This is a genomic window from Hymenobacter convexus (assembly GCF_030580955.1).
In the GTDB taxonomy this organism is placed as follows: domain Bacteria; phylum Bacteroidota; class Bacteroidia; order Cytophagales; family Hymenobacteraceae; genus Hymenobacter.
Window position 1 is genome coordinate 61,342 of sequence record NZ_JAUQON010000012.1, and the last position, 22,102, is coordinate 83,443.

The window sequence follows — 22,102 nt, forward strand, 5'->3', positions numbered from 1 at the left end:
GAAGCATGAGCCGGGTTGGTGGAAGAATCAGGGCATCAAGCCGTTCCGGCGAGCAGCAATTAAAAAGTTAAGGACCCGGCACCGCCGGGCAGCAACCGGTGCCGGCCGGCTAGCCGACAGCAAAATCATGCCCCATCATGGCGTAGCCGATGCCAGTCAGCAGGCGTTCCTCGAACCGGCTTTCCCGGATGATGTCGAAAATGTGCTCCTGGGCCGACACGAGGATGTACTCGGGCGGCAGGGTCCGCATTTTATCGTCGCTGCCGTCAGCCATTTTCGTCATGGGGATGTACTGCTGGCCGTCTTCGCTCAGAAAGAGCACCACGCTGGCCGCAAATTCCACGTAGCTTTTGCCCGCGATGAAATTGACAATCATGTCCGGGTAGAGTTTCCCGCCCACGATGATGTCCTTGCCTTCCTCGTAGGCCCAGGGCGCCAGGTAGCGCTTCAGGTCGGCTTCGAGCTGGCGCACCGCGTGCGCTTCGCCGTAGCCCGGCCGGATTTTTATCGCGGCCCGCACCTTCACCCGCATGTACGAGGGGTTTTTCACCTGCACCGCCGCGTAGGCCGGCGCCCGCCGCTCCACAAACTGCCGAATCTGGAGCAGCAGCGCAGCCGGAGCCCGGGGCTCGGCCGTGGCAACGGGCATTTTCCCGCGGATGTCCGCAATCACAATCAGGTCGACGCGCCCCGGCGCGTGGGCGGCGGGCAGGCACTTGGCTTTGTAAATCTGGGGGAACTCCTCCAACACGAGGCGCTCGTAATCCCAGGGCGTCAGGGCCCGGTTTTTATGCCGCACCCGTTCGCTGACGCGGTTGTAGAAAACGGCGGCGGTTTCGGCCGGCCGCCCCCCCGAGGAGCCAAAAGGCTGCCGGAGCCTGGCAATTTCCGGGATATCAGCCCGCGGCTTCGTGATGCTGCCCGGCAGCAGGGGCACCAGCAGGTGGTCGGCAGCGTTGTCCGACCGCTCGTCAAAAACGACACTAATCCCCTGGGCCTCAATGGCAATAATAGCAGAAATGGCATCGATGGGCGCATCGAATCCGGCCTTCAGCCAGTAGAGTCCTTTGGGCGACATCCAGGTGTTTTCGGCGAGGCTGCCAGCAGGCCAGATGGGCAGCTGCAGCTCCAGAATGCCGGTGTTCATCAGCCCGTTGGTAGTGTCGGACACCACGGCCGCCTCCCCCAGCGGCCGCCATTCGTTGCCGGCCAGGTAGCTCCACGCCAGCGGCCCGGGCGTCAGGTCCGGCTGCGCGGTGGCCTCTGCCAGCTGGAAGAAAAGCGGCAGTATTTGCGGGGTGTCCACCGCGCTCAGGCCCAGCAACAGCTCGCTGCGGTACTCCGGAAAAGGCAGCAAACGGGTGTTGGGGCCCAGGGTGAGGGCCTTGTAGCCAAACGCGCCGAGGTGCAGCACCAAGGCGTCGGCGTCGGCCCCGCCGCCCTGCTCCACCTCGAAGGACGCGGTGTAGCCGGCGGTCAGCGACTTGAGCAGCGGCGTGTACGGCGGGTTCAGCCGCAACTGGCGCAAGGCCTTGTTGGTTTCCGTATCGGTATTCAGAAAAGCCTGTTGCACCAGCAGCTCGGAATAGGCGGCATGTTGAAAATCGGGGCTTTTCAGCTCCAGCCGGAAGTACCGGCCCCACTCCATCAGGTCCGTTTCGTTCTCGTCCGGCTCGGGTCTTCCGGCCCGATGGGCCGGGAAGTTTAGCGTCCAGGCAGCATCGGGCCGAAAAAGCGTAACCCGCTGCGGCGCGCCTTCCACCTGCTGGTCAATTACGCTGAGCTCGGCGGTAAATGCGTCATTGCTGGCTATATCCCCGAACGGTTTCTCGGGCGTAAGCGAATGTGCCCGGATTTTCCAGTAATTCTCGTAGTGAGTCTCGAACTTCGGCGGCGCGCCCATCCACTGTGGCGTCAGCGTCAGCGAGTCAAGCCGCTTGCTGCTGAGCTCCAGATGGGCCAGGTAGAGGCTGACGCCCGCCTGAGGCGAAGGGCCAAACGGCTCGAACGGCTTTTTGCCGTTCACGAAGCCGTAGTCGTTTTGGAGCCGCAGGGTCCGGATTCCCGTCACGGCCACTTCCACCTTCAGCCGGTTGAGCTTCAACTCTCTGAACAGTTGATAAATGTTTTCTCCATCTTGGCGCTGGTCGTCCAGGGCCTCGGGCGGGGCCTGGTTGAGTTGCAGGGCCAGCACCGGCACGTTGCCCGGCGTGGGCCACGCCTCGTCGGCCGCGCCGGGGGCTTCCACCGGCGGGTCCGTGGCCTGCCGCACAAACTGCACCTGCATCGCGTGCAGGTACACCTGCGCAGCGTTGTACAGGCCGGCTTCGTGCCCGGCACCGACCTTGCCCTTGGCCGTCACGCTCACTTTCGTGGCGGGCGCCGCGGTAGCCGATATCAGGTAAATGGCCCCATCGGCGGCAACCAGATAGTTACCGATTTCGTCTTCCGCAAACCGCGCTTTATCGGCCTTCGTGGCCACGCCGTCCAGCACCGCGAACGGGTACGCCCGCGCCGCCTTCCCTACCACAAAATCGCCGAAAACGGGCGGGCGGGTCGGCTCCACCTCCACCCAGCGCTTCTGGCCGCTGAGGGCCCAGGTTATGGCCTCGGGCTGCGCGGCCAGCGCTTCCCGCAGCGCATCGAGCCGCGCCGTGCCATCCGGCTGAAACGCGCAGGTGAGCGTGAGCGTCCGCACGCCTTCGGCCAGGGCGAGCTGGGGCGAGGCCACCGCGAAGCACAGGCGGGCGAGCGGGGCCGGGCCGGCGGGCGCGCGGGCGTCGTCGCGGGCGTGCACATTGCCCCACACCTCCTTCATAGGCATCGGCAGCGCGATGTTCCCTTGTTTGCGGGCGGCCCGCTCCAGCGCCACATACACCTTGTCCCAGTCAGCCGGGCTTGCCTGGTCCGCCGCGCTGCTGGTGTCAAGCACCAGCTTCAGCTCGCGCTCGGTGAGGTACTCTTCGGCCAGGGCCTGGAGCTCGTCGTCGCTGGTCACGGCCGGGGGGCTCGCCTCGTCGCCCGCGGCAGGCAGCAGCAGGGCTGGCAGTCCGGGTACGCCAAACGTGGCCCGCAGCAGGGTCATGTATACCGACTTTGTCGTGCTTTCGCGCAGCTTCTTCAGCGCCTGCTGCCGGTCAAAAATCGTTTTGTCCTTGAACGCCTGCTCCAGCACGAAGTAGGCCTTGTCCCATTCGGAGCTATTGCCGTTTTTGCTGTTGGTTTGCAGTTCCAGCAGGAACGCAGCGTCTGACGGTGAGACAAAAAGCTGCTTGGCGACCTCCGCCAACGACGCTTCGGTCAGATAAGGCAGCTCGGTTGGGGCCGGTTCGGCGGGGCGCAGAAATTCGTGCGCGAACTGCATCATGCGCAGGAACCCGGCATCTGGCTCCATGGTGGCCATTTCCCGGGCTGTTTTTATTGTCAGGGTTTCTTTCTCGACGAAAAGGTGGGCGCTGCGCTGCAACCGGGCCCGGCTGATGCCGGTGCTTTTGCTTACCCGGTACACCAGGTCCTTGCCCAGGCTGTCTTTGCCCGCCAGCAAGGCCGTACCCTGTTCCAGAAACAGCTGGTCTACGTCTTCGGCCAGCGAGACGATGACGTGCGCCAAGTCGGGCACGGCCTCGCCCACGCTCATTCCCAGCACCTGCCGGTAGTAATAGTCCAGCTGCCGGCCGGTGAAGCCGTTCAGCTGCTCCCGCACCGGCTCCAGCAGCTGCAGAAAGGTCAGAAACAGCACCAGATGTGGGCGGGAGAGCCGCTGCTGCAATTCTGGCCGGTCGGCAACGCTGGCCGGGTCGTTGAGGTAGGCGCTGATATCGGCTATCCATTGCGTGCCCGACGCCGGCGGGGCCGTCTCGTCGGCGTTGCCCAGTGACTGGCCCGGCAGAAAGGCCTCCCAGGTGCCCAGCCGGTTGTTGTTTTCCCCAAAGAACTGGATGAACCGGGCGTATTTCTGCGCCAGCGCCAGCAGGTCGGCCGTGCGGCGCGCGTCCGGCACGGCATAGCCGGGGGCCAGCGCCTCGGCGGGCCGCTGGTTTTGTGTGGTGCCGTCGCCGTACAGGAACTGCGGGGGAATCAGGGTGTCGAGCATGGTGTGTTTTTTCGGGTCACCGCTTCCTTAGCCGGCTTTGAGCGTGGCATTCGTTGTGATAAAACTGCCGGACCCGGCATACTGCGGGGCCGGGTCCGGCACGGGCGGGCCGGGCGGCGCGGGCTGTTGAGCCGGGGTTTGCACCATCAGCTTCGCCACCAGATTTGTGCCTTTCAGCACCAGCGCCTTGCCGCCCAGCTTGGTTTTTTGCGACAACTGGCCGGGGCCCAACGCGGAAATCTGAATGGTGCCCACGCCGGGGATGCTAAACGGCCCGGCCGTGTACATGCAGCCCGGCACCGACAGCTGCTTCTCGTCGCCCTCGATGCACACCTTTTTGCCTTTCAGCGTCATTTTGCCGCTCCCCTGCATCACCCCGGGCCGCACCACGACGACGGCCGGGCCAAAGGCGGGCAAAAACGTTACCTGGTCGCCGTGCACGATTACAAAGTCTTCCATTTTCGGTCCGGTAAGCGCGGCTAGCCGCCAGTCGCTTCGTTGAGGTAAAACGGGTACACAAAGTTGAAGCGGCTGTTCACGGCCCGCACGGTGTAGGCAATATCCACCAGCAGCAGGCCGGCGTCGGTGCGGCTGCGCTGCACTTCCACCCCATCGAGCACGATGCGGGACTCGTGCAGCAGAATGGCCTGGCTAATGACTTCGCGCAAGCCCGTCATCAGATGCTGGTCTACTTCCTCGAACATAAACTGCAGCAAATCACAGCCGTACGAAGCGGCCATCGGCCGCTCGCCCAAGGCTGTGTGCAGCAGCACGTGCAGGCTTTCCCGAATGTCGTCGGGGCCGGCCACCATTTCGACTTCCGCCCCGCTGGCAAAAAACCGGGGCGGAAACCCCCACCCTCTTCCTAAAAACGCATCGTCTGGTTCCATGGCGTTGGCGGCAGTGCCCGCTTAAGACTGGGATGTGGCCTGCAAGGGAGCGCCCGCCGGCTCCGGTTCGCCGAGTTGGGCCTGGGCCTGGCGCTGCAGCACCTCGATGAGTTCGTACACCCGCAGGTAGGGCTGGCTGCCCAGCGCCTCCAGCAGGAGGTTAATCTGTCCAACGGTCAACTTCAGCGTGATTTCCTGCATGGTAGTGGAGGGAAAGGGTTATTTGATATCGATTTTGGCGCCCTTGATTTCGACGCCTTTTGTGCCCTCGATGTGCACGGTACCTTTGGAGGTGATGAACACATCCTTGCCGCTTTCCAGCACGATGCCGTCGGCGGTGAGGCGGATGACGTTGCTGCGGCTGTCCTTAATCTCCACCGATTTTTTGTCCTCGTCCAGGGTGATGGAGCTGCCATCGGCCGTGGCCAGGCTCACCAGCTTTTTCTCGTCGTCGAAGAGCAGCGTTGTGCCGCCTTTCGTCACCAGTCCTTTCTGCGCGTTGGTATCGGCGGGCGCCCACGGCGGCTGGTTGGCCGAACTGTAGAGCGCGCCCAGAATCACCGGCTGCCGGGGGTCGTCGTTGAGAAACCCGAGAATGACTTCGTCGCCGGGTTCGGGCCAAAAGAAGAGTCCCCGGTTTTTGCCGGCGTCCGGGGCGGCCAAGCGTCCCCACACCAGCCCGCTTGCCTGGCCAATGACGGGTATCATGATTTTTACCCGGTGCTCTTTGTTGGGGTCTTCTTCGTACTTCTGCACAATGCCAATCTGCAGGCCGCTGATGCCCGGCAGCATCCCCGACGCGGGACTGTCGGCAATGCCCGGCGTGGCCGCGAACGGGATGGGCGACAACCCAAACTGAATGCTCGTAAACCAGCCTTCCGCGTTCACCTGGTGCCGCAGCCCCGTCACGATGGTCTTGCCCGAAAAGCGCTGGGTTAGCCCTTTTAGCTCGATGGTGTCGCCCAGGGCCAAGCTGGCCAGACCGGGCACCCGAAAACTACCCCGCACCATGGCGAGGCGGCTACGCAGCAGCGTGGCATCGGCCCATGCCTTGGCTTCGCCGTCCTGCAGCGCGGTGCCGGTCAGCAGCAGCTGGTTGCTCGCGCCCACTGCCTCGGCCAGGGCCGCGGGCTTCAGGTTGCCCTGCGACAGGGAAACCGGCGCGGCCTCCTGAGTCGCCGTCAGCTCCTGCCGCTTGGCATCCCACGACGCACTCTTGACTGCCCCCACCTGGTACCGCGCGTCAACTTCCATCTGAAAATCAAAAATTTCGGTCAGGCCAAATTCGAATGTCTGCCTGGCCGCCGCAATGGCCGGGGGCGTGGCCGAAATGGTGCCGCCGGCCGCCGCCACCAGCAGGCCGTTCTGGGCCGCCCGCAGCAGCATAAAATCCCAGTCCGTGGCCTGGTACTGCACAATGCGCTGGTGTTCCACCTCGGTGGCTCCGATGCTCCCAGCCGTGAGGCTGTTCGCTCTAATCAGCGCGGCGATGATGGCGCTGTCGGTTTTTCCGGCAAACACGTTGCTCTTGCGGAGGCTGGTCATTTTAACGGCCAGGTCGCTCAACTCCACTTCCAGCGTGCAGCCCTCGCGGTCCAGCCGGAGCCCCTGCTTCAACACAATGCCCTTGAATACTGCCACCTCTTTGTTGGGCAGGCCTTCGTAGCGCAGGCTGATGCTGATTTCTTTGCCGGGCTCGAAAAAGGCGCTGTCGCTGATGGGAAACGCCCGCGTGGCGGGGTTGCCGTCCAGGAGCACCAGCTCGGCGGTGGGCACCCGGTTGTATTCGCTGCTCACGTCGATGGAGAGCAGCTCGTAGGCCGCCGGCATGCCCGTGCCGTCACTGGTGATGGTGGTGGTTACAATCATGTCACTTTTCCAGGGGCGGGAAGACCAGGCGTTGGCCCGGTACCAGGTTGCGGAAGTTGTCTAGGCCGTTGGCTTCAGCCACTTGGAGGTAGTAGCCCGGCGAGCCGTATATCTCCTGGCACAGCAGCGGCAGCGTCTGGTGCGCCTGCACGATTCGGACGTGGGTCAGGTCGGGCGACGACTTGCCTTCGGCCCGCAGCCGGGCGGCATCGGGTTGGTCTTGGATGAAGACGGTATCCAGCTCCGCCCGCAGCGGCAGGCCGCTGTTGTCGAACAGCGGGTAGGTTATCTGGGCCTGCTCGAGCCGGCACGGAAAGGTGAACTTCCCCCACTGAACCGCCAGAAACTTGGGCTCGTGAATTTTACCGTCCATGTGGGCCGCCAGCTTCAGAAACCGGTCGACCTGGTCCTGCACGTCGACGCGGGGAGCCAGCCCAATTTCCGTCACCCCCGTGCCATCGATGATAATCTTGAGCGAAAACTTCGTGGGCTGGCCAAAAACGTAGTCGGCCGCCCGGCCGCTGGTATTGATGCCCTGCCCGGTGCTGTACACGTTTTTGTACGCCAGCGAATACGACTCAGGGTTGAACATGAGCTCAAACTTGGCCGTGGGCGTCTGCCGGTCAGCGCTTTCATACACGATGATTTTCAGCTTCTCGAGCTTGAATAAATCCGACGAAGCCATGGCTACCGGTTTTTTTCCTTTTTGAGAATTTTCAGCACCTGCTCCACGCAGGCCTGAATCAGCTCCTGCTGATTCAGGCCGTTACCGGCGGCTATGTCGGGCGCCGTGTTGCTTACCTGTGCCGCATCACCGCCCGTGGTGATGACTGCTTTTATAACCAATTCCTTGATTTCTACAGGCATGGCATCGGCTTATACATGTATGGTTTGAAACCGGCTGTAGGCCAGTTCCAGGGTATTGATGGCCACGGCCGGGCTACTGGCATCCAGGGCGCCCAGCGCCCACCCCACCGGGTACGCCTTGATGAACATCCAGGCCGCCAGCGGCTCGTTCTGGGAGCCGAGCAGGGTGACCAGGACGTTGGACGGGGCGAAGCGGAACAGGGAAAAAGCCGCGTCGAACTCCATGCTGAGCGGGGAGCCCACCACCAGCCCGCGCTCCAGCACCAGGTTGTTGTAGGCCGCGCGGGTGGGCAGGCGGTGGCTGTACAGGTTTTGCCCGCCCTCGCTGATGCTTTCGGTTTGAAACGACGTGCTCAGCCCCGATACTTTCTGGAAGCGGGTATCGATGGGGTTGGGCACCCGCCCGCCCGCGAAGAAAAACACCCCAAAACGGTGGTTCAGCGGCGGGTCGGGGTTCAGGATGTTTAGGGTATCCATGCTGCTACAGGTATTCCAGGGTGAGCCGGGGCGCGATGAGCTCCAGGGTTTCGATGGCAACGTCGTTGGAGGCGGCCGCAAAGGCCGGCGCGGTCATCTTCAGGGGCAGGGCCTTGTCGATTTTCCAGCGCACAATGGCGGCGCCGGTGGGGTCGCACAGGTCGATGGTCAGGTCTTTTTTGGTCGGCTCGCTAAACCAGCGCCACAGCTCGCTGCGCTTGGGGGCAATGCCGCGGCGGAGCGAGAGCGTGACCGGGTTGGGTTCGGTTCGGATGATGTTCGGCCCCATGGCGTAGCTAAGGCCGTGCTTGTAGATGACCTTGTCGTATTCCAGGTCCAGGCCCGATACTTCCGAAAACGAAAGCACCTCCAACCCGACCTGGACCCGGTAGTTGAAAACGGGCAACGGGTAGGCAGGCGCACGCTCATTCTTCGCGGGTTCCATAGGCAGGCAGCGTCCGCATTGGGTGCGGCCGGGGGGTTGCGTTTCAGCGTTTCAGAAAAAGGGTCGAATCAGGACTCGCTTATTTCCAGGCTGCTGGCCATGAATTCCATGGACTCGATGGCCACTTCGTTGGCCGTGGCGCTGAAGGTGGGCGCGGTCAGCTTGGTCGGGAAGGCATCGATGACCTTCCAGCGCACCACCGAATCGCCCTTTTCGTCGCACAAATGAACCGTCACATCCTTCTTCTCCACCCGGTTCAGCTCGATGCTTTTAATCCAGTCATAGAGCACAGCAATGCTTTTGGACCGCACGTAGCCTTTTTTGAGCGTGAGCTGCACCGGCTTAGGCAGGCCCGGCATGTGCATCACCACGGGCCCGGGCTTGCCCGAAGCGCTGCGGCTTTCGCTGTAGGAAATGGTGTCGAACGCCATCTCCATGCCGGATATTTCCGAAAACGCAATGGTGGCCGTGCCGATGTCCACCCGGTAGTTGTAGACGGGCAGCGGGTAATCCGTTTTAATCTGTTCAGGGGTCAGTGCCATGGGGTTGGGGGCTGTTAGGTAGTATTAGGCCGGGCCAGCGGGCTTAGGCTTCCTGGAGTTTGTGCGAGAAAGTGAGGACGATAAATTCGGCGGGCCGGACGGCGGCCAGGCCGATTTCGATAATCATCCGGCCGTTGTTCACGTCGTCGGTGGTCATCGTTGTGCCCAGCCCCACCCGCACGTAGTAGGCGGCTTTGGGCGAGGGGCCGGCCAGCGCCCCCTGCTGCCAGAGGGTGTAGAGGTAGCTTTCAATCATGCCCCGGACTTTCAGCCAGGTGGCGGCATCGTTGGGCTCGAAAACGGCGAAGAACGTGGCTTTCTTGGCCGACTCTTCTACCATGCTGAACAGCCGCCGCACCGAGATGTAGCGCCATTCGTTGTCGTTGCCGGCCAGGGTGCGGGCGCCCCAAATGAGCGTCCCCTTGCCGGTAAAGCTGCGGATGGCGTTAATGGACTTGCCGGAGTCGGCGTCGATGTTCAAACGCCCCTGCTGCCCGGCGTCGATTTTCTGGGCGGGGGCCACCACGGCGCTCAGGCTCACGTTGGCCGGGGCTTTCCACACGCCGCGCTCCCGGTCCACCGTGGCATACACCCCCGCCACGGCCGGCGAAGGCGGCAAGGTGACAGTCTCCAGACTCAAGCGCTGCTTGATGGCATTGTAGAGCGCCGTTTGGGTGTTCTTTATCTCATCCAACGTGGTTGTACTGTTGGAAGAACTTGCTCCGGGTGTCGTGCCAGAGGCAGGTGCAACGGGGGGAGCAGTGGCAGCCGGCGGCGTTACGACGACAACGAGCTTAGCCGCAGCACCATTATTCGTTACTTTAAGGCCTCCCGCGACGGTTTTGCTCCGGCCTTTGGCTATCGTCTCGTTTTCTATTGCCCCCAACAGCTCGGTGTTTCCAAGCTCTGAGTCGAGGTCAAAACCCTTTTTCTCCAGGTCCGTCCGCTTGTTCCATTCGTCCACGACGGTCTGGGTTTGCGTGTCGCTTTCAATGCTAATGGTCAGCGAATTGGTGTCGACCGCAAACGTTGGAGCCGCCGCCACGCGGGCCGGCGCACCGGCATTGGTTGTGCTGCTGGTGCCGGCCGAGCCCGTGGTAGTCGCTTTTGGGGCCGACGCCGTTCCGCGGTTAATCACCGTCACCCCGGCATCTTCGTACTGAAAGCCGATGGATGTCTTTAGAAAGGGGTAGTAGGCCGCGCCGTACTTCAGGTTATTGTTTCCAATGCCTGTTTTAAAGTCCGCCGCGTCTTTGTCGATGCGAATGACGTCAATCAGGCAAAACCGGTCCATAAGCTGGTTGCACTGCGCGAGGGCGGCGCTGCACAACTCGTAATAATCGGCCTCCGGCAGGCTGCTGGCTTCGGATAAGACGATGAGAGTTGGCTCGTCTTCCATGGCCACAATGTCCAGTGCCGCCGAAAACCGTTCTTTCGTCTTGGCCTCCTGATACGTCCCCACCGACAGCACGTAGCAGTCGCTGCCCCCGTTCTTAAAAAAATGGTCGAGGGCGTAGAACAGCTTATGCGTTTCCGGAATGGCGTCGGCATCGGTTTCCACCCGCAGGGCATAGGGCAAGGCGTTGTTCTCCACCGTCACGGTGTAGTTGCGCGGGGCCGGCCCCCCAAAGTACAGCCGGTATTCCGGCAGCGAATTGATGCGGACTGGCACCCCCTCGCCCTTCACCGTTAGCTCGGTGTGGCCGATGAAGATGGGAACGGCCGTCGATACTTCCGCTACCGATGGCGGCAGAGTAGCCTCTTCTTTGATGTAGACATCCGGGGTGAGTAAATTCATGTGCGGGGTAGTTGCCTTTTAAACGTGAGGAGAAAGCAATGCAAGGGGAAAGCCAATTATTGATGGCCAGCGGCGTGGGTGGTCTTCCACAGGGTTCAGCGGGCTTTTCGCCGCGCGGACCAGCCGGGCGAGAGGGGGCGGTTGAATTCAGAATAGCTGATTACCGATGGCCTCCCGCCGGTCAGCCCCGGCCGGAATTATGCCATTTTACTGGCTTACAGCAATTTGTACTTCGGGCTCCTTATTGCTCAAACTGTCGGTGGCCAGCGACGTGGTCCGGATTTCGCGGACGGTGACTGGCGTTACCGCGTCCTCCCCGCGGTCGCGGAAAACCAGAATCCCGACCTTGTATAAGGCGGAGGGGTGGTACTGGGTTTTCAACGAATTCCACAGTTCGTTTTGCTGCGACAAAGACATGGTAACCAGCTCCATGCGCAGCTGCTGGATTTCCGGATGGTCTTTGAGCTCCGGGCAGTTCTCGCCGTCTAGGGTCAGGTTTTGCTGAAAGAACTGCATGATGTGCGACAGGAACTTCAGCGACTGTTCGTAGGCCGAAAACCGGCACACAAACAGCACAAACAGGTTGATGCTAATGGGCGGATGCTTGCCCGTTCTCACCCCCGTGGCGTGGTCGTAGTGCTCCTGGTAGCGGTTGGCGGGCCGTAGCATTTTTTCCTCCTCAATGTTGATGAGCAAGGGCACCACATTGTTCAGCGGAAACACGATGGGGTCGGTGTTTTCACCGGCCAAAAACACCGCTTTGTCTTCCTGTAGCTGCGTCTGTGTGCGGAAGTAGCGGTTCAGCTTATTGCGCAGCAGGCTCAATACCTCATCAATCATTGCGTGGGTAGAGGAACGGTTGTTTAATGTGCACCTGCGGGGCTGCCGCAGGCCAGGTAGAGGCATTTAAAACAAACCGTCTTGCCGTTAAACGCAAGAATGTTCAAGTTTTTGTTAGGATAGTATTTAGCTCGATGGGCCAAATGTAAAGAGGAGTTTATATAGCTACAAGCAAAAATTTATGGAGCGTTGTTTTTTACATGCTCCAGAACCACCTCGCATTACAGAACACTTTGGCAGACAAGGCAAATCAGGTTGCCCGAGTGCGCCCGGTTGCTTGGGTCAGCCGCAGCCGGAAGCTGATACTCTCCCTCATATTATGGATTTAGCCAACGGAATCAAATCAATTATTTGATTACTACTCATGCGCTTATGTGCGTGCCTGCTATTATTTAATCAATTCGAGCATTTACAAAACTTGCACGGACCCACTTTGCGTGAGTACGTTAGCGCTCAATAGAAAAATAGGCAGACTACATTTACTCCTGGTAAGACCTGCTTCCTGCCGAGATGCCGATAGATTGCGCTGGGGGTAGCTTTTAATCCGACAGCTACACTGGCCGCTCGACCTGGCCGGGCGCTGCCGGATGACGTTTCCGGGCAGCCCTGACCACCAAGCCACTCCCGCTGACAGCCGGTAAAAAGCCGGGCGTTCAGTAGCTGCGGCATTAAAACCTTCTTTCCCTGTTTCAGACCCAGCATCCGGCGCGCATCGGCCGACCACGAGGGCCCGCACACTTCTACCCAGTTTTCTTATGGCTGCTGCACGTCCCGTAAGCATCTCCAACGCCCCCCCGGCACACCCGGCCCTGGATTTTGACTTTTTGTTTGCCGAAGGCCTGCGCCACATCCGGCGGCTGGCGGGCAGCACCTGGACCGACCACAACACCCACGACCCCGGCATCACCATCCTGGAGCAGTTGTGCTACGTGCTGACCGACCTGGCCTACCGCATCAACTACGACATCCGGGACCTGCTGACCCGGGAAGACGGCACGCTGGGGGACAGCATGTTCAGCCCGGCGCAGCTGCTCACCGTCAATCCGGTCACGCTGGCCGACATCCGGAAGGTGGTGCTGGACGTGCCCGGCGTGAAAAACGCCTGGGTGGAAAAAGTGTCGCAGCCCGCGCCGGACATTTTTTACGACGCCCGCCGCCACACGCTCGAAGTGGCCGATGCCGGCGGGCAGGCCGCGCCGCTGCTCATCAATGGGCTGTACCGCGTGCTGGTGGAGCCGGATGAACTGCTCGACACCCACGCCACCGAGGCCGCCGTGTGGGCCCGGCTGCACCAATGCCGCGGCCTGTGCGAAGACTTCGTCGAAGTACGGTCGTTGCCGGCCCAGGGAATCGCGCTTTTGGGCACCATCGAGCTGGAAGCCACCGCCGACATCGATGCGCTGGCGGCGGCGGTGCGGTTTCAGGTGGCCGAGCTGATTTCCCCGCACATCCGGTTTTACACGCTGCAGGAGCGCATCGCCAGCGGCCTCACCACCGAGGAGATATTTGACGGTCCCGCGCTGCAGCACGGCTTTATCGACGACCGGGAGCTCGACGCGTTTGGGCGCCGGACAGAAATCCACGTCTCCGACATCATCCGGGTAATCATGGCCCTGCCCGGGGTAAAGGCCGTGAACGGCATCGCGCTCCAGGAGGACAAGCAACCGGCCCGGCTGTGGTCGTTCACGCTCGACCCTAAGAAGACCCCGCGCCTGCTGTGGTTGCTCAACCCCGACGCCGCGGCCGAACTGCAAGGGCCCGCCTTTGTGCAGAAAGGCATTGTGGTGCGGCCGGATGCCCGGCGGGTCGAGGCCCTTTTCGACCAGCTGCGGGCGGCCAACTCCTCCCGGCCACTGGACCGCAGCCACCGCGACCGCACGGCTCCGGCCGGCCAGTACCGGCAGGCGGGCACCTATTATTCCATCCAGCACCACTTCCCAGCCGTGTACGGGCTGGGCGATTTCGGCTTGCCCGACGATGCGTCGCCGCAGCGGCAGGCGCAGGCCAAGCAGCTCAAGGCCTACCTGTTGTTCTTCGAGCAAATTCTGGCCGATTATTTTGCGCAGGTTGGGGGATTGAAGAGCCTGGTGGCGTTCGATGTGGAGCCGGCGGCCGTGCCCGCTTTCCAGCCGCTGGCCGGCATTGTGCCCGGGGTGCATGCGGTGCTTCGAGAGCCTGGCGTGACCTTGGGTACCGAGCCCGGGCCGGAAACCGCGGCGGCCCAGCCGTACGAGCCGCACGAGCGGATGGACCGGTTTTTAGACCATTTGCTGGCCCGCTTTGGCGAAAGCCTGACCGATGTTTCGCGGGCGTTGCCGCCGGCAGCGCAGGCGCAACTCAAGCAGGAGCTGCCCGCGCAGCTGCTCAACGCCAAGCTACGCTTCCTGAAAGCCTACCCGCAGCTCAGCAACGACCGGGGCAAAGCCTTCGATTACACAGCGCCGGGCTGGGACACCCTGAACGTGTCCGGGCTCGAAAAGCGGGTGGCGGCAAAGCTGGGCATTGCGGACTGGCGCCGCCGAAGCCTGGCATCCGCCAACGAAGAAGGCTTTCACCTGATTGAGCACGTACTGCTGCGCCCCCTGGCCAGCGACGTGGCCCCGACGGTGGCCGCCTTGCTACCGGTGAGCATCACCGCCTTTGAGGCATCGGACCAGCCCGGCCGCACGCTGTGCCGGTGCGCTACAAATGGCCTGGCCACCGGCGAATCCGTGCTAATCATCAATGCCGGCGCTTACGACGGCACGCAGACGGTGGGGCAAATCAAACCCGATTCCTTCGAAATTGAAGTGCCGTACCAGCCGCTGGCCGAGGCGAAGCGCGGGCCCGGGCCGGCCTGGCTGCGCACGGGCCTGAACACGACCCTGCTGGCGTTGGCCCGGCAGCCCATAGCCTCCTTTAAGCCGAGCTCGGCCCAGCGCACGGTGTGCACGGCGCCCGACCACCAGCTGGAAGTGGGCGCCCAAATCAGAATCATCAATACGGCGCACTACAACGGCACCTACGTGGTGAGCCGGCTGACGCGCAACACGTTTGAGATTAACAAAAGCTTCTCGGAAGACGAAGCCGGCGGCAGTTGGATTGACGACCGGCTGCTGCCGGACCCGTACTCGCTGCAGCTCACCTTTGTGTTTCCGGACTGGCCGCCGCGCTTTCAGGAGGAGGCGTTTCGGGCGTTTGCCCAACAAACCATTCGGGCGCAGACGCCGGCTCACCTTCAGGTTTATGTAAAATGGCTGTCGGCGGCGGCCATGGGCGAATTTGAGGGCGCTTACCAACAATTTCTGGAGCAACTGCAACTCAAGGGGTATGGACAACAATAATTACTTGCTTCGGGCGGCGCGCAATGTGCTCGTGCGGCAACTGGGCCTAGCCGCTCCCGCCCCATTGCCCGATTTGCCGGTGCTGGCCGAAGAAAAAGTGGTGATGCACGGCAATTTCACCTTGATTGACATTGCCTACAGCCAGCCCGGTGTGCAATACCGGCTGTGCGACGGCGAGGGCCGCCCCGTCAGCGGGACCAAAGCCGAGGCCGAAGGCACTGGCGGCACCCTGCAGCTAAAAACCAACAGCCTGGACGACGAAGATTTTTCGTTTGGCGTCCGGGCGGTTCGGACCCCGCCGGAAACCGAAGCCTTCCTGGCCAGCTTTCCCGAGGTGAAGCTGCTGCAGGCGGCGCTCGTGCAGGTCCGGATTGACACGGAGCTACCCACCGCCCTGAAAGAACCGGCCATCGCCTTCGCTGCGCCGGCCGAGGTTTGGGTGCTGGGCGCGCAAAGCAAAACCCAGTACCAACTGGTGGACGAGCAGGAGCAGCCCCTGGGGACGGCGGTGGTCACCCGGGTTAGCGGCGATTTGCAGCTCTGGACGGATGCGCTGACCGAAGACACCACCATCGTGGTGCGGGCTACCAGCACGAAAACCAGTAAAACCAGCCTGAGCGACTTGCTGACGCATCGTTTGCGGGTGGAAGTAAAACCCAATGTGGACTTGGCCGCCGTGCTGAGCCCGCCCGTCGTCGACTACAACAGCAGGGCGGTGATTCGCCTGGCCGACACCCAAAAAACGGCCAGCTACCAGTTGCTTATCACCGACGCAGACGGCACGGCCCAACCGGCCGACGCGCTGCCCGTGGCCGGCACAGGGGGCGAAATCGAGCTGCCAATCGGGGCATTGCGGGAGGACTGCACCGTCGGCATCAGAGCCACGAAGGTGGCGTCGGGCCTGGCCGAGGTGCTGCCCGTGCAACTGACCGTGCCGGTAAGGCCGGACCCGGCCAAAGAATTGTCGCTGGTGGAAAGCCTGACCGAGGCGGGCAAAAACACGGCGGTGAGCGACGTAGCGGCCGGCACGGCGGCAATTATTAAGGTGGCCAACACCCAGCTGGGCGTGTGCTACCAGCTTCGCGCCGGCACCTCCCCCATCGGCATGCCGGCGTACCATCACATCAATGCCGGCATCGGCAAGGCCAGGGTCGGGTTGGAATTTGCGGTAGACACGTTCAGCGGCGACGCCGTGTACCTGCCAACCGGGGTGCTCACGCAGGACACCGCGTTTAGCGTGTTCGCGTATAAGCCCACCCGCGAAGCGGAAGGCGTGGTAGTGGGCACGATAGCCGTGCCCGTCCGGCCCGACGGCGCATGAGCCAGCAGACACACATTATCCGGCGCCAGCTGGTTGAAGTGCACCTGCCCCCGGGCACCGATAGCCACGCGGTGCAGGAACGGGTCAGCCGCATTTGCCGGGAGGTGTTTACCGCGCTGCTGGACGAGTACCTGAGCCGCTACGCCGGCCCGGACAAAGTGCAGCTGACTCGCCTCGAAATCGACCTGGGCACTATCGCCCTTGCCGACCTGGAACTGACGCTGCCCCAGCGGCTGGCCCACGAGCTGGAGCGGGTGCTGCCGCCGGCCGTGCTGGCGGCAGCAGGCCCGGCGGTGGACCAGCGCAACCCCAGCAACAGCAGCGACAAGCCCGGAAAAACGCTGGGCAGCGACACCGACCTCATCGCCTATTTTCTCCGTTTCGGCCTGCTGCCCTGGTGGGCCACGCCGGTTTCCTCCCAACGCCTGGCCGACGCTTTTGCCCGTGCCCAGCGGCAGGATGCCCGCGCTCTGAAACGGTTGCTAACCAATATTCTGGATGAGCCGGCCGCTACGGCGCGGCTTTTTTATTCTTGCGCGGACACGCTGCTAGAGCAGCTGCTGGGGCTGTGGCTACCCGCGCCACCGCCGGGCCTACAGGGGCTGAAGGCCGCCCTGTTGGGCCCGCAAGGCGCCATTGCGGAATCTGTGGCCGGACGGCAGGCCTGGTGGTATGGCTTGTTTAAAACTGCCACCCACGAGGGCGTGGCTGCCGGCCACTACGATGCCCCAGCTATTTATCACCTGCTCAGCCGTTTTCTGGCCGCCAAAGCGGACGGCATCCCGGCCGCAGCGCTGCCTGGGCAAGATACGCTGGCGCTGCTCGCGGAGGTTTTCTCGCTTGGAAAAGCAATTTCTGCTCCCACACGGGCCGCTATGCCGGGGCTTCCCGCACCGTTGGAGCCGGCAAAGCCGGCGGCTTTGGAGGACGAAGGCGGCCGGGCGGACACCACTGAATCGTCGCTCCGGCGCCCGCCTTTTTCAAGCAGCGCGCCCTCCCCTGCCGAAACCCTGCTTCAGGGACTGGCACCGGGGCAACCGGGCCCAGCGGCAACCAGCCGAATCTTGCCCCTGGGCCGGGCGGATACGTTCAGCGATTCCGACAAAATCGGCATCCGGAACGCGGGACTGGTGCTGCTTTGGCCCTTTCTGCCCCGGTTTTTTGCCGCGCTCGGCCTCACCAGCGAAGGCCGATTTCCGGATGCGGACGCGGCCACCCGGGCCTGCCTGATGCTGCAATACCTCGCGGAAGGCACGACCGACGACGTCTTTGAGGCGGCGCTTCCGCTCAACAAATTGTTGTGCGGCCTGGCGCTGGGCCAGCCCCTGCCTACGGCCTGGGTTATTCGTCCGGAGGAAGCAAGCGCCGCCACAACCTTGCTCGAAGCCGTGATTCAGAACGGCCCGCTGTGGCGGACGGTATCCGTCGAGGGCTTCCGGCAGGCCTTTTTGCAGCGGGAAGGCTTGCTCAGCACCCGCGACGGCCACTGGCTGCTGCAAGCGGCCCGCGAAACCCACGACATCATCATCGACCGGCTGCCGTGGGCGGTGCGCCACGTGAAGCTGCCCTGGATGGAGCGCCTGATTTTTGTTGAATGGCAGCAGGCCTGACCGGCCGCTACCATCTGCTTAGCTAACACCTGCCCTTCAAATGTCACCCTCTTCGCCTTCCCATGCGGCCGTGCTGGCCGCCGAGCTTCACTGGCTGCAGCAGCTAATTGACCTGCGGCTGCGCCTCTTTTTTGAAGTAGAGCCCTCCTTCGCCAGCCTGGCCGAACTGCCGCCCCCACCGCTGCCGCCGGGCTCGGCCTACGCCGATTTCGTGACCAGCCACGCGCTGAGCACGCCGGAGCGCACCGTGCTGGCGCTGACCCTGGCCCCGCACCTGCGCCCGGAAATGCTGGACGGCTTCTTCGCCCACAACACCACTTACAACAAACGATTTACGGAATTTGGCGGGTGGACGGGCCGCAGCGGCAACTTCCTGCCCACCGGCGAAACGGCCCTTTTCCTGCTGGCCGGCGCCGACGTCGCGGCGCGCATTGCGCAGGCGCCGGCCCTGGCGCCCGAGGGCGCGCTGCTCCGGAGCCGGGCCGTGCGCCTGGAACCGGTGGGCAAAGACGAGCCGCTGCTGAGCGGCGGGCTGTGCCTGGCCGAAGACTACGCGGCCTACTTCACCACCGGAACCTTCGGCGCGCCGCCGTACAACGAGCGGTTCCCCGCCAAAATAGTAGCCACGACCCACGAATGGGCCGACCTGGTGCACGACCCCTACACGCTGCAGGGCGTGACCGAAATCCAGAGCTGGCTGGAGCACGGCGCCGCGCTGCTCCGCGACACCGACCTGGGCCGGTGGCTGAAACCCGGCTACCGGGCCCTCTTCTACGGCCCGCCCGGCACGGGCAAGACGGTGACGGCCGCCCTGCTGGGCAAAAGCACCGGCCGCGACGTGTACCGCGTCGACCTTTCGATGATTGTGTCCAAGTACATCGGCGAGACGGAAAAAAACCTGGCGGCCGTGTTCGACCAGGCCGAAGACAAGGATTGGATTTTGTTCTTCGATGAAGCCGACGCCTTGTTCGGGAAGCGGGTGGAAACCGCCAGCGCCAACGACCGTTTCGCCAACCAGGAGGTTGCCTACCTGCTGCAGCGCATCGAGGACCACCGCGGCGTAATAATTCTGGCGTCTAACCTGAAAGACAACATCGACAAGGCCTTTCTGCGCCGGTTTCAGACGGTGGTGTATTTCCCGGTGCCCGGCGAGGCCCTGCGCCACACGCTCTGGCAGCGCGCCTTTGCGAGCGGCCTGCCGCTGGCGGCCGACGTAGACCTGGCCCGCATCGCGCAGAAATGGGAGCTCGCCGGCGGGTCGATGATTAACGTGATTCGCTACTGCAACCTGAAAGCGCGGGCAGCGGGGGCCTCCGCCATTCAGCAGCCGGAAATAGAAGCTGGCATCCGGCGTGAATTGCAAAAGGAAGGCATCCTTTTAACGCACTAACGCACTAACCCGCGGCCCGCGCCCCGGACACAGGTGGGCTCCGGCGGGCAGCCCGCCGTGCCGGGCAGCCGCCCCAATGCCACTTCCGCTGCCTGGGGCTACTTCCCAACGATGCGGCCGACCAGCATTTTGCGAACCGGGCCAGCGAAACCTTACTTGCTTTTCTCAGAAGAAACGGGAACTTTGTGCAAACGTTTTCACAACCTGTTCTCCTATGCATTCCCACCGCTTGTTTACGAACCGCTTTTCGCTGCAGAATGCGGCCCGCACCGTGCTGCTTTTCGGCCTTTGCCTGCTGTGGCAGGCCGCCCGGGCCGAGGACATTAACTCGCCCAACGGCCAGCTGAAGCTGACGTTTGCGCTGCAAAGCGACGGCGTGCCCACCTACCGCCTCACCTACAAGGGCCGCGGCGTCATCAAAACCAGCAAGCTGGGGCTCGACCTCAAAAACGCCACCGCCCTCACCAGCGGCTTTGCCGTGGCCGAGAGCAAGCAGCGCAGTTTCGATGAGAGCTGGGCACCGGTATGGGGCGAGGTGAAAACCATTCGGAACCATTACAATGAGCTGGCCGTCACGCTGGCGCAGGCCGCCACCGGCCGCAGTATCCGGGTGCGGTTTCGGGTATTTGACGACGGCTTGGGCTTCCGCTACGAGTTTCCGCGCCAGCCCAAGCTCGACTACTTCACCATCAAGGAGGAGCGCACGCAGTTTGCCCTGGCCGGCGACCACAAGGCCTTCTGGCTGCCCGGCGACTACGACACCCAGGAATACAGTACCGTGACGTCGAAGCTCTCCGAGGTGCGCGGCAAAATGAAAGCCGCCGTGACGCCCAACGCCTCGCAAACCACCTTCTCCCCCACCGGCCTGCAGACGCCGCTGATGCTCAAAAGCCAGGACGGCCTTTACATTAACATCCACGAGGCGGCGCTGATTGACTACTCGTGCATGAGCCTGGAGCTGGACGACAAGAACATGGTGCTCGAATCGCACCTCACGCCCGACGCGGTGGGCGACAAGGGCCTGATTCAGACGCCGGCGCTCTCGCCCTGGCGCACGGTGATTGTGAGCGACCGGGCCGGCGACATTCTGGAATCGAAGCTGGTGCTGAACCTCAACGAGCCCACCAAATTCAAGGACACGGGCTGGATTAAGCCGGTGAAGTACGTGGGCGTGTGGTGGGAGATGATTACGGGCAAAAGCACGTGGTCGTACACCAACATGGACAACATCAAGCTCGATTCGGTTGATTATAAGTCGGTGAAGCCCAACGGCACGCACGGCGCCAACACTGCCCGCGTGAAGGAATACATCGATTTTGCCGCCCTGCACGGCTTCGACGCGGTGCTGGTGGAAGGCTGGAACACCGGCTGGGAAGACTGGTTCGGCAAGCACAAGGACTACGTGTTCGACTTCGTGACGCCCTACCCCGATTTCGACGTGGCCGAATTGCAACGCTATGCGGCCAGCAAGAACGTGAAAATCATCATGCACCACGAAACCTCGGGCTCGGTGCGCAACTACGAGCGCCACCTCGACGCCGCTTTCGACTTCATGAACAAGTACGGCTACGACGCCGTGAAAACCGGCTACGTGGGCGATATCGTGCCCCTGGGCCACCACCACTATGACCAGTGGCTGATTAACCACTACAACTTCGTGCTGCAGAAAGCCGCCGAGCACCACATCATGGTGAACGGCCACGAGGCCGTGCGCCCCACCGGCCTGGCCCGCACCTATCCCAACCTCATCGGCAACGAGGCCGCCCGCGGCACCGAGTACGAGTCCTTCGGCGGCAACAACGCCGACCACACCACCATCCTGCCCTTCACGCGCCTCATTGGCGGGCCGATGGACTACACGCCGGGCATTTTCCAGACGCAAATCAGCGCCATCAACCCCAGCAACAAGTCGTTCGTGCACAGTACCCTGGTGCGCCAAATGGCGCTGTATGTGACGATGTACTCGCCCCTGCAAATGGCCGCCGACCTGCCCGAAAACTACAACAAGCACCTCGACGCCTTCCAGTTCATCAAGGACGTGGCCGTGGACTGGGACGACACCCACGTGCTCGAAGCCGAGCCCGGCGACTACATTACCATCGCCCGCAAGGCCAAGGGCAAAAGCAGCTGGTTCATCGGCAGCACCTGCGACGAAAACGGCCGCACCTCGAACATCAACCTGAGCTTCCTGGAGCCCGGCAAAAAGTACGTGGCCACCATCTATGCCGACGCCAAGGACGCCCACTATGAGAAGAACCCGCAGGCCTACACCATCCGCAAAATGAACGTGACGCGCAAAAGCAAGCTGGCGCAGTACTGCGCACCGGGTGGCGGCTACGCCATCAGCGTGGTGGAGGCCGGGAAGTAGGCAGTACGGGTTGGCAAAACAAGTACCCCGAAGCTATGCTTCGGCTCGCGTTGAACGATGAATGTTCTGACGAGTCGAAGCACAGCTTCGGGGTACTTGTTTTGCCGGCCTCCCAAGCAGTCCGGAATTTTTGCTGAAAGTCAGCACCGGGAGGCGAAGTACAACGTTTGGACGATAAACCACGCCTTGCTGCCGATAGCCGCTTGGCCGGGCTTTTGCATAGGCTGATTGGTCCGTTATTTAGCGACCGGGTTGGAGCCCTCAACAGC

At 62.5% G+C, this 22,102-nt stretch carries 17 protein-coding genes; 5 read left to right on the top strand and 12 right to left on the bottom strand.

The window, feature by feature from the left end; translation table 11 throughout:
• Window positions 1–109 precede the first annotated feature (109 nt).
• From Q4S41_RS20970 to Q4S41_RS21025, 12 genes are all read right to left on the bottom strand, one after another.
• Window positions 110–4,093, bottom strand: coding sequence for a baseplate J/gp47 family protein (locus Q4S41_RS20970; protein WP_305033095.1), 3,984 nt, complete (start codon window positions 4,091–4,093; stop codon window positions 110–112).
• A 27-nt stretch (window positions 4,094–4,120) separates the two neighbouring features.
• On the bottom strand, window positions 4,121–4,552 hold the full coding sequence (locus tag Q4S41_RS20975) for a hypothetical protein (RefSeq protein WP_305033096.1): 432 nt from the start codon (window positions 4,550–4,552) through the stop codon (window positions 4,121–4,123).
• Between the two features lie 20 nt (window positions 4,553–4,572).
• Window positions 4,573–4,983 (bottom strand): GPW/gp25 family protein, encoded by a 411-nt coding sequence (locus Q4S41_RS20980; RefSeq protein WP_305033097.1) that lies wholly within the window; start codon window positions 4,981–4,983, stop codon window positions 4,573–4,575.
• 21 nt (window positions 4,984–5,004) lie between these two features.
• Complete coding sequence (locus Q4S41_RS20985) at window positions 5,005–5,184, bottom strand: hypothetical protein (RefSeq protein WP_305033098.1); 180 nt, start codon at window positions 5,182–5,184, stop codon at window positions 5,005–5,007.
• 18 nt (window positions 5,185–5,202) lie between these two features.
• Window positions 5,203–6,852 (bottom strand): type VI secretion system tip protein VgrG, encoded by a 1,650-nt coding sequence (vgrG, locus tag Q4S41_RS20990; protein ID WP_305033099.1) that lies wholly within the window; start codon window positions 6,850–6,852, stop codon window positions 5,203–5,205.
• Window position 6,853: 1 nt separating this feature from the next.
• Entirely contained in the window at window positions 6,854–7,537 is a 684-nt protein-coding gene (locus Q4S41_RS20995) for a CIS tube protein (protein ID WP_305033100.1), read from the bottom strand.
• Window positions 7,538–7,539: 2 nt separating this feature from the next.
• Window positions 7,540–7,719 (bottom strand): DUF5908 family protein, encoded by a 180-nt coding sequence (locus Q4S41_RS21000; RefSeq protein WP_305033101.1) that lies wholly within the window; start codon window positions 7,717–7,719, stop codon window positions 7,540–7,542.
• A gap of 9 nt (window positions 7,720–7,728) precedes the next feature.
• Window positions 7,729–8,196 carry a phage tail protein gene (locus Q4S41_RS21005; RefSeq protein ID WP_305033102.1) on the bottom strand — a complete coding sequence of 156 codons (468 nt, stop codon included), beginning with the start codon at window positions 8,194–8,196 and terminating at the stop codon, window positions 7,729–7,731.
• Window positions 8,197–8,200: 4 nt separating this feature from the next.
• Window positions 8,201–8,602, bottom strand: coding sequence for a phage tail protein (locus Q4S41_RS21010; RefSeq protein WP_305033103.1), 402 nt, complete (start codon window positions 8,600–8,602; stop codon window positions 8,201–8,203).
• A gap of 107 nt (window positions 8,603–8,709) precedes the next feature.
• Window positions 8,710–9,183 carry a phage tail protein gene (locus Q4S41_RS21015; protein ID WP_305033104.1) on the bottom strand — a complete coding sequence of 158 codons (474 nt, stop codon included), beginning with the start codon at window positions 9,181–9,183 and terminating at the stop codon, window positions 8,710–8,712.
• A gap of 43 nt (window positions 9,184–9,226) precedes the next feature.
• Window positions 9,227–10,981 carry a phage tail sheath family protein gene (locus tag Q4S41_RS21020; protein ID WP_305033105.1) on the bottom strand — a complete coding sequence of 585 codons (1,755 nt, stop codon included), beginning with the start codon at window positions 10,979–10,981 and terminating at the stop codon, window positions 9,227–9,229.
• Between the two features lie 207 nt (window positions 10,982–11,188).
• Entirely contained in the window at window positions 11,189–11,821 is a 633-nt protein-coding gene (locus Q4S41_RS21025) for a DUF4255 domain-containing protein (RefSeq protein WP_305033106.1), read from the bottom strand.
• A 755-nt stretch (window positions 11,822–12,576) separates the two neighbouring features.
• Between Q4S41_RS21025 and Q4S41_RS21030 the strand changes: the two genes are divergently transcribed.
• The 5 genes from Q4S41_RS21030 (at window position 12,577) to Q4S41_RS21050 (ending at window position 21,833) form a co-directional block, all read left to right on the top strand.
• Entirely contained in the window at window positions 12,577–15,144 is a 2,568-nt protein-coding gene (locus Q4S41_RS21030) for a hypothetical protein (RefSeq protein ID WP_305033107.1), read from the top strand.
• Entirely contained in the window at window positions 15,131–16,465 is a 1,335-nt protein-coding gene (locus tag Q4S41_RS21035; RefSeq protein WP_305033108.1) for a hypothetical protein, read from the top strand. The genes Q4S41_RS21030 and Q4S41_RS21035 overlap by 14 nt, the downstream gene beginning before the upstream one ends.
• Entirely contained in the window at window positions 16,462–18,075 is a 1,614-nt protein-coding gene (locus Q4S41_RS21040; protein ID WP_305033109.1) for a contractile injection system tape measure protein, read from the top strand. Before Q4S41_RS21035 ends, Q4S41_RS21040 begins: the two co-directional genes overlap by 4 nt.
• A 40-nt stretch (window positions 18,076–18,115) precedes the next feature.
• On the top strand, window positions 18,116–19,465 hold the full coding sequence (locus Q4S41_RS21045) for an ATP-binding protein (RefSeq protein ID WP_305033110.1): 1,350 nt from the start codon (window positions 18,116–18,118) through the stop codon (window positions 19,463–19,465).
• Between the two features lie 214 nt (window positions 19,466–19,679).
• Window positions 19,680–21,833: a glycoside hydrolase family 97 protein gene (locus tag Q4S41_RS21050; protein ID WP_305033111.1), complete on the top strand. Its 2,154-nt coding sequence runs from the start codon at window positions 19,680–19,682 to the stop codon at window positions 21,831–21,833.
• Window positions 21,834–22,102: the final 269 nt, after the last annotated feature.

Bases quoted from the DNA above. Each gene is read 5' to 3' on its own strand.
- Q4S41_RS21020 (WP_305033105.1), bottom strand. From the start codon at position 10,981: ATGAATTTACTCACCCCGGATGTCTACATCAAAGAAGAGGCTACTCTG.
- Q4S41_RS21030 (WP_305033107.1), top strand. From the start codon at position 12,577: ATGGCTGCTGCACGTCCCGTAAGCATCTCCAACGCCCCCCCGGCACAC.
- Q4S41_RS20975 (WP_305033096.1), bottom strand. From the start codon at position 4,552: ATGGAAGACTTTGTAATCGTGCACGGCGACCAGGTAACGTTTTTGCCC.
- Q4S41_RS21000 (WP_305033101.1), bottom strand. From the start codon at position 7,719: ATGCCTGTAGAAATCAAGGAATTGGTTATAAAAGCAGTCATCACCACG.
- Q4S41_RS21045 (WP_305033110.1), top strand. From the start codon at position 18,116: ATGTCACCCTCTTCGCCTTCCCATGCGGCCGTGCTGGCCGCCGAGCTT.
- vgrG (WP_305033099.1), bottom strand. From the start codon at position 6,852: ATGATTGTAACCACCACCATCACCAGTGACGGCACGGGCATGCCGGCG.
- Q4S41_RS21040 (WP_305033109.1), top strand. From the start codon at position 16,462: ATGAGCCAGCAGACACACATTATCCGGCGCCAGCTGGTTGAAGTGCAC.
- Q4S41_RS21025 (WP_305033106.1), bottom strand. From the start codon at position 11,821: ATGATTGATGAGGTATTGAGCCTGCTGCGCAATAAGCTGAACCGCTAC.
- Q4S41_RS21050 (WP_305033111.1), top strand. From the start codon at position 19,680: ATGCATTCCCACCGCTTGTTTACGAACCGCTTTTCGCTGCAGAATGCG.
- Q4S41_RS20970 (WP_305033095.1), bottom strand. From the start codon at position 4,093: ATGCTCGACACCCTGATTCCCCCGCAGTTCCTGTACGGCGACGGCACC.
- Q4S41_RS20985 (WP_305033098.1), bottom strand. From the start codon at position 5,184: ATGCAGGAAATCACGCTGAAGTTGACCGTTGGACAGATTAACCTCCTG.
- Q4S41_RS21015 (WP_305033104.1), bottom strand. From the start codon at position 9,183: ATGGCACTGACCCCTGAACAGATTAAAACGGATTACCCGCTGCCCGTC.
- Q4S41_RS20980 (WP_305033097.1), bottom strand. From the start codon at position 4,983: ATGGAACCAGACGATGCGTTTTTAGGAAGAGGGTGGGGGTTTCCGCCC.
- Q4S41_RS21005 (WP_305033102.1), bottom strand. From the start codon at position 8,196: ATGGATACCCTAAACATCCTGAACCCCGACCCGCCGCTGAACCACCGT.
- Q4S41_RS20995 (WP_305033100.1), bottom strand. From the start codon at position 7,537: ATGGCTTCGTCGGATTTATTCAAGCTCGAGAAGCTGAAAATCATCGTG.
- Q4S41_RS21035 (WP_305033108.1), top strand. From the start codon at position 15,131: ATGGACAACAATAATTACTTGCTTCGGGCGGCGCGCAATGTGCTCGTG.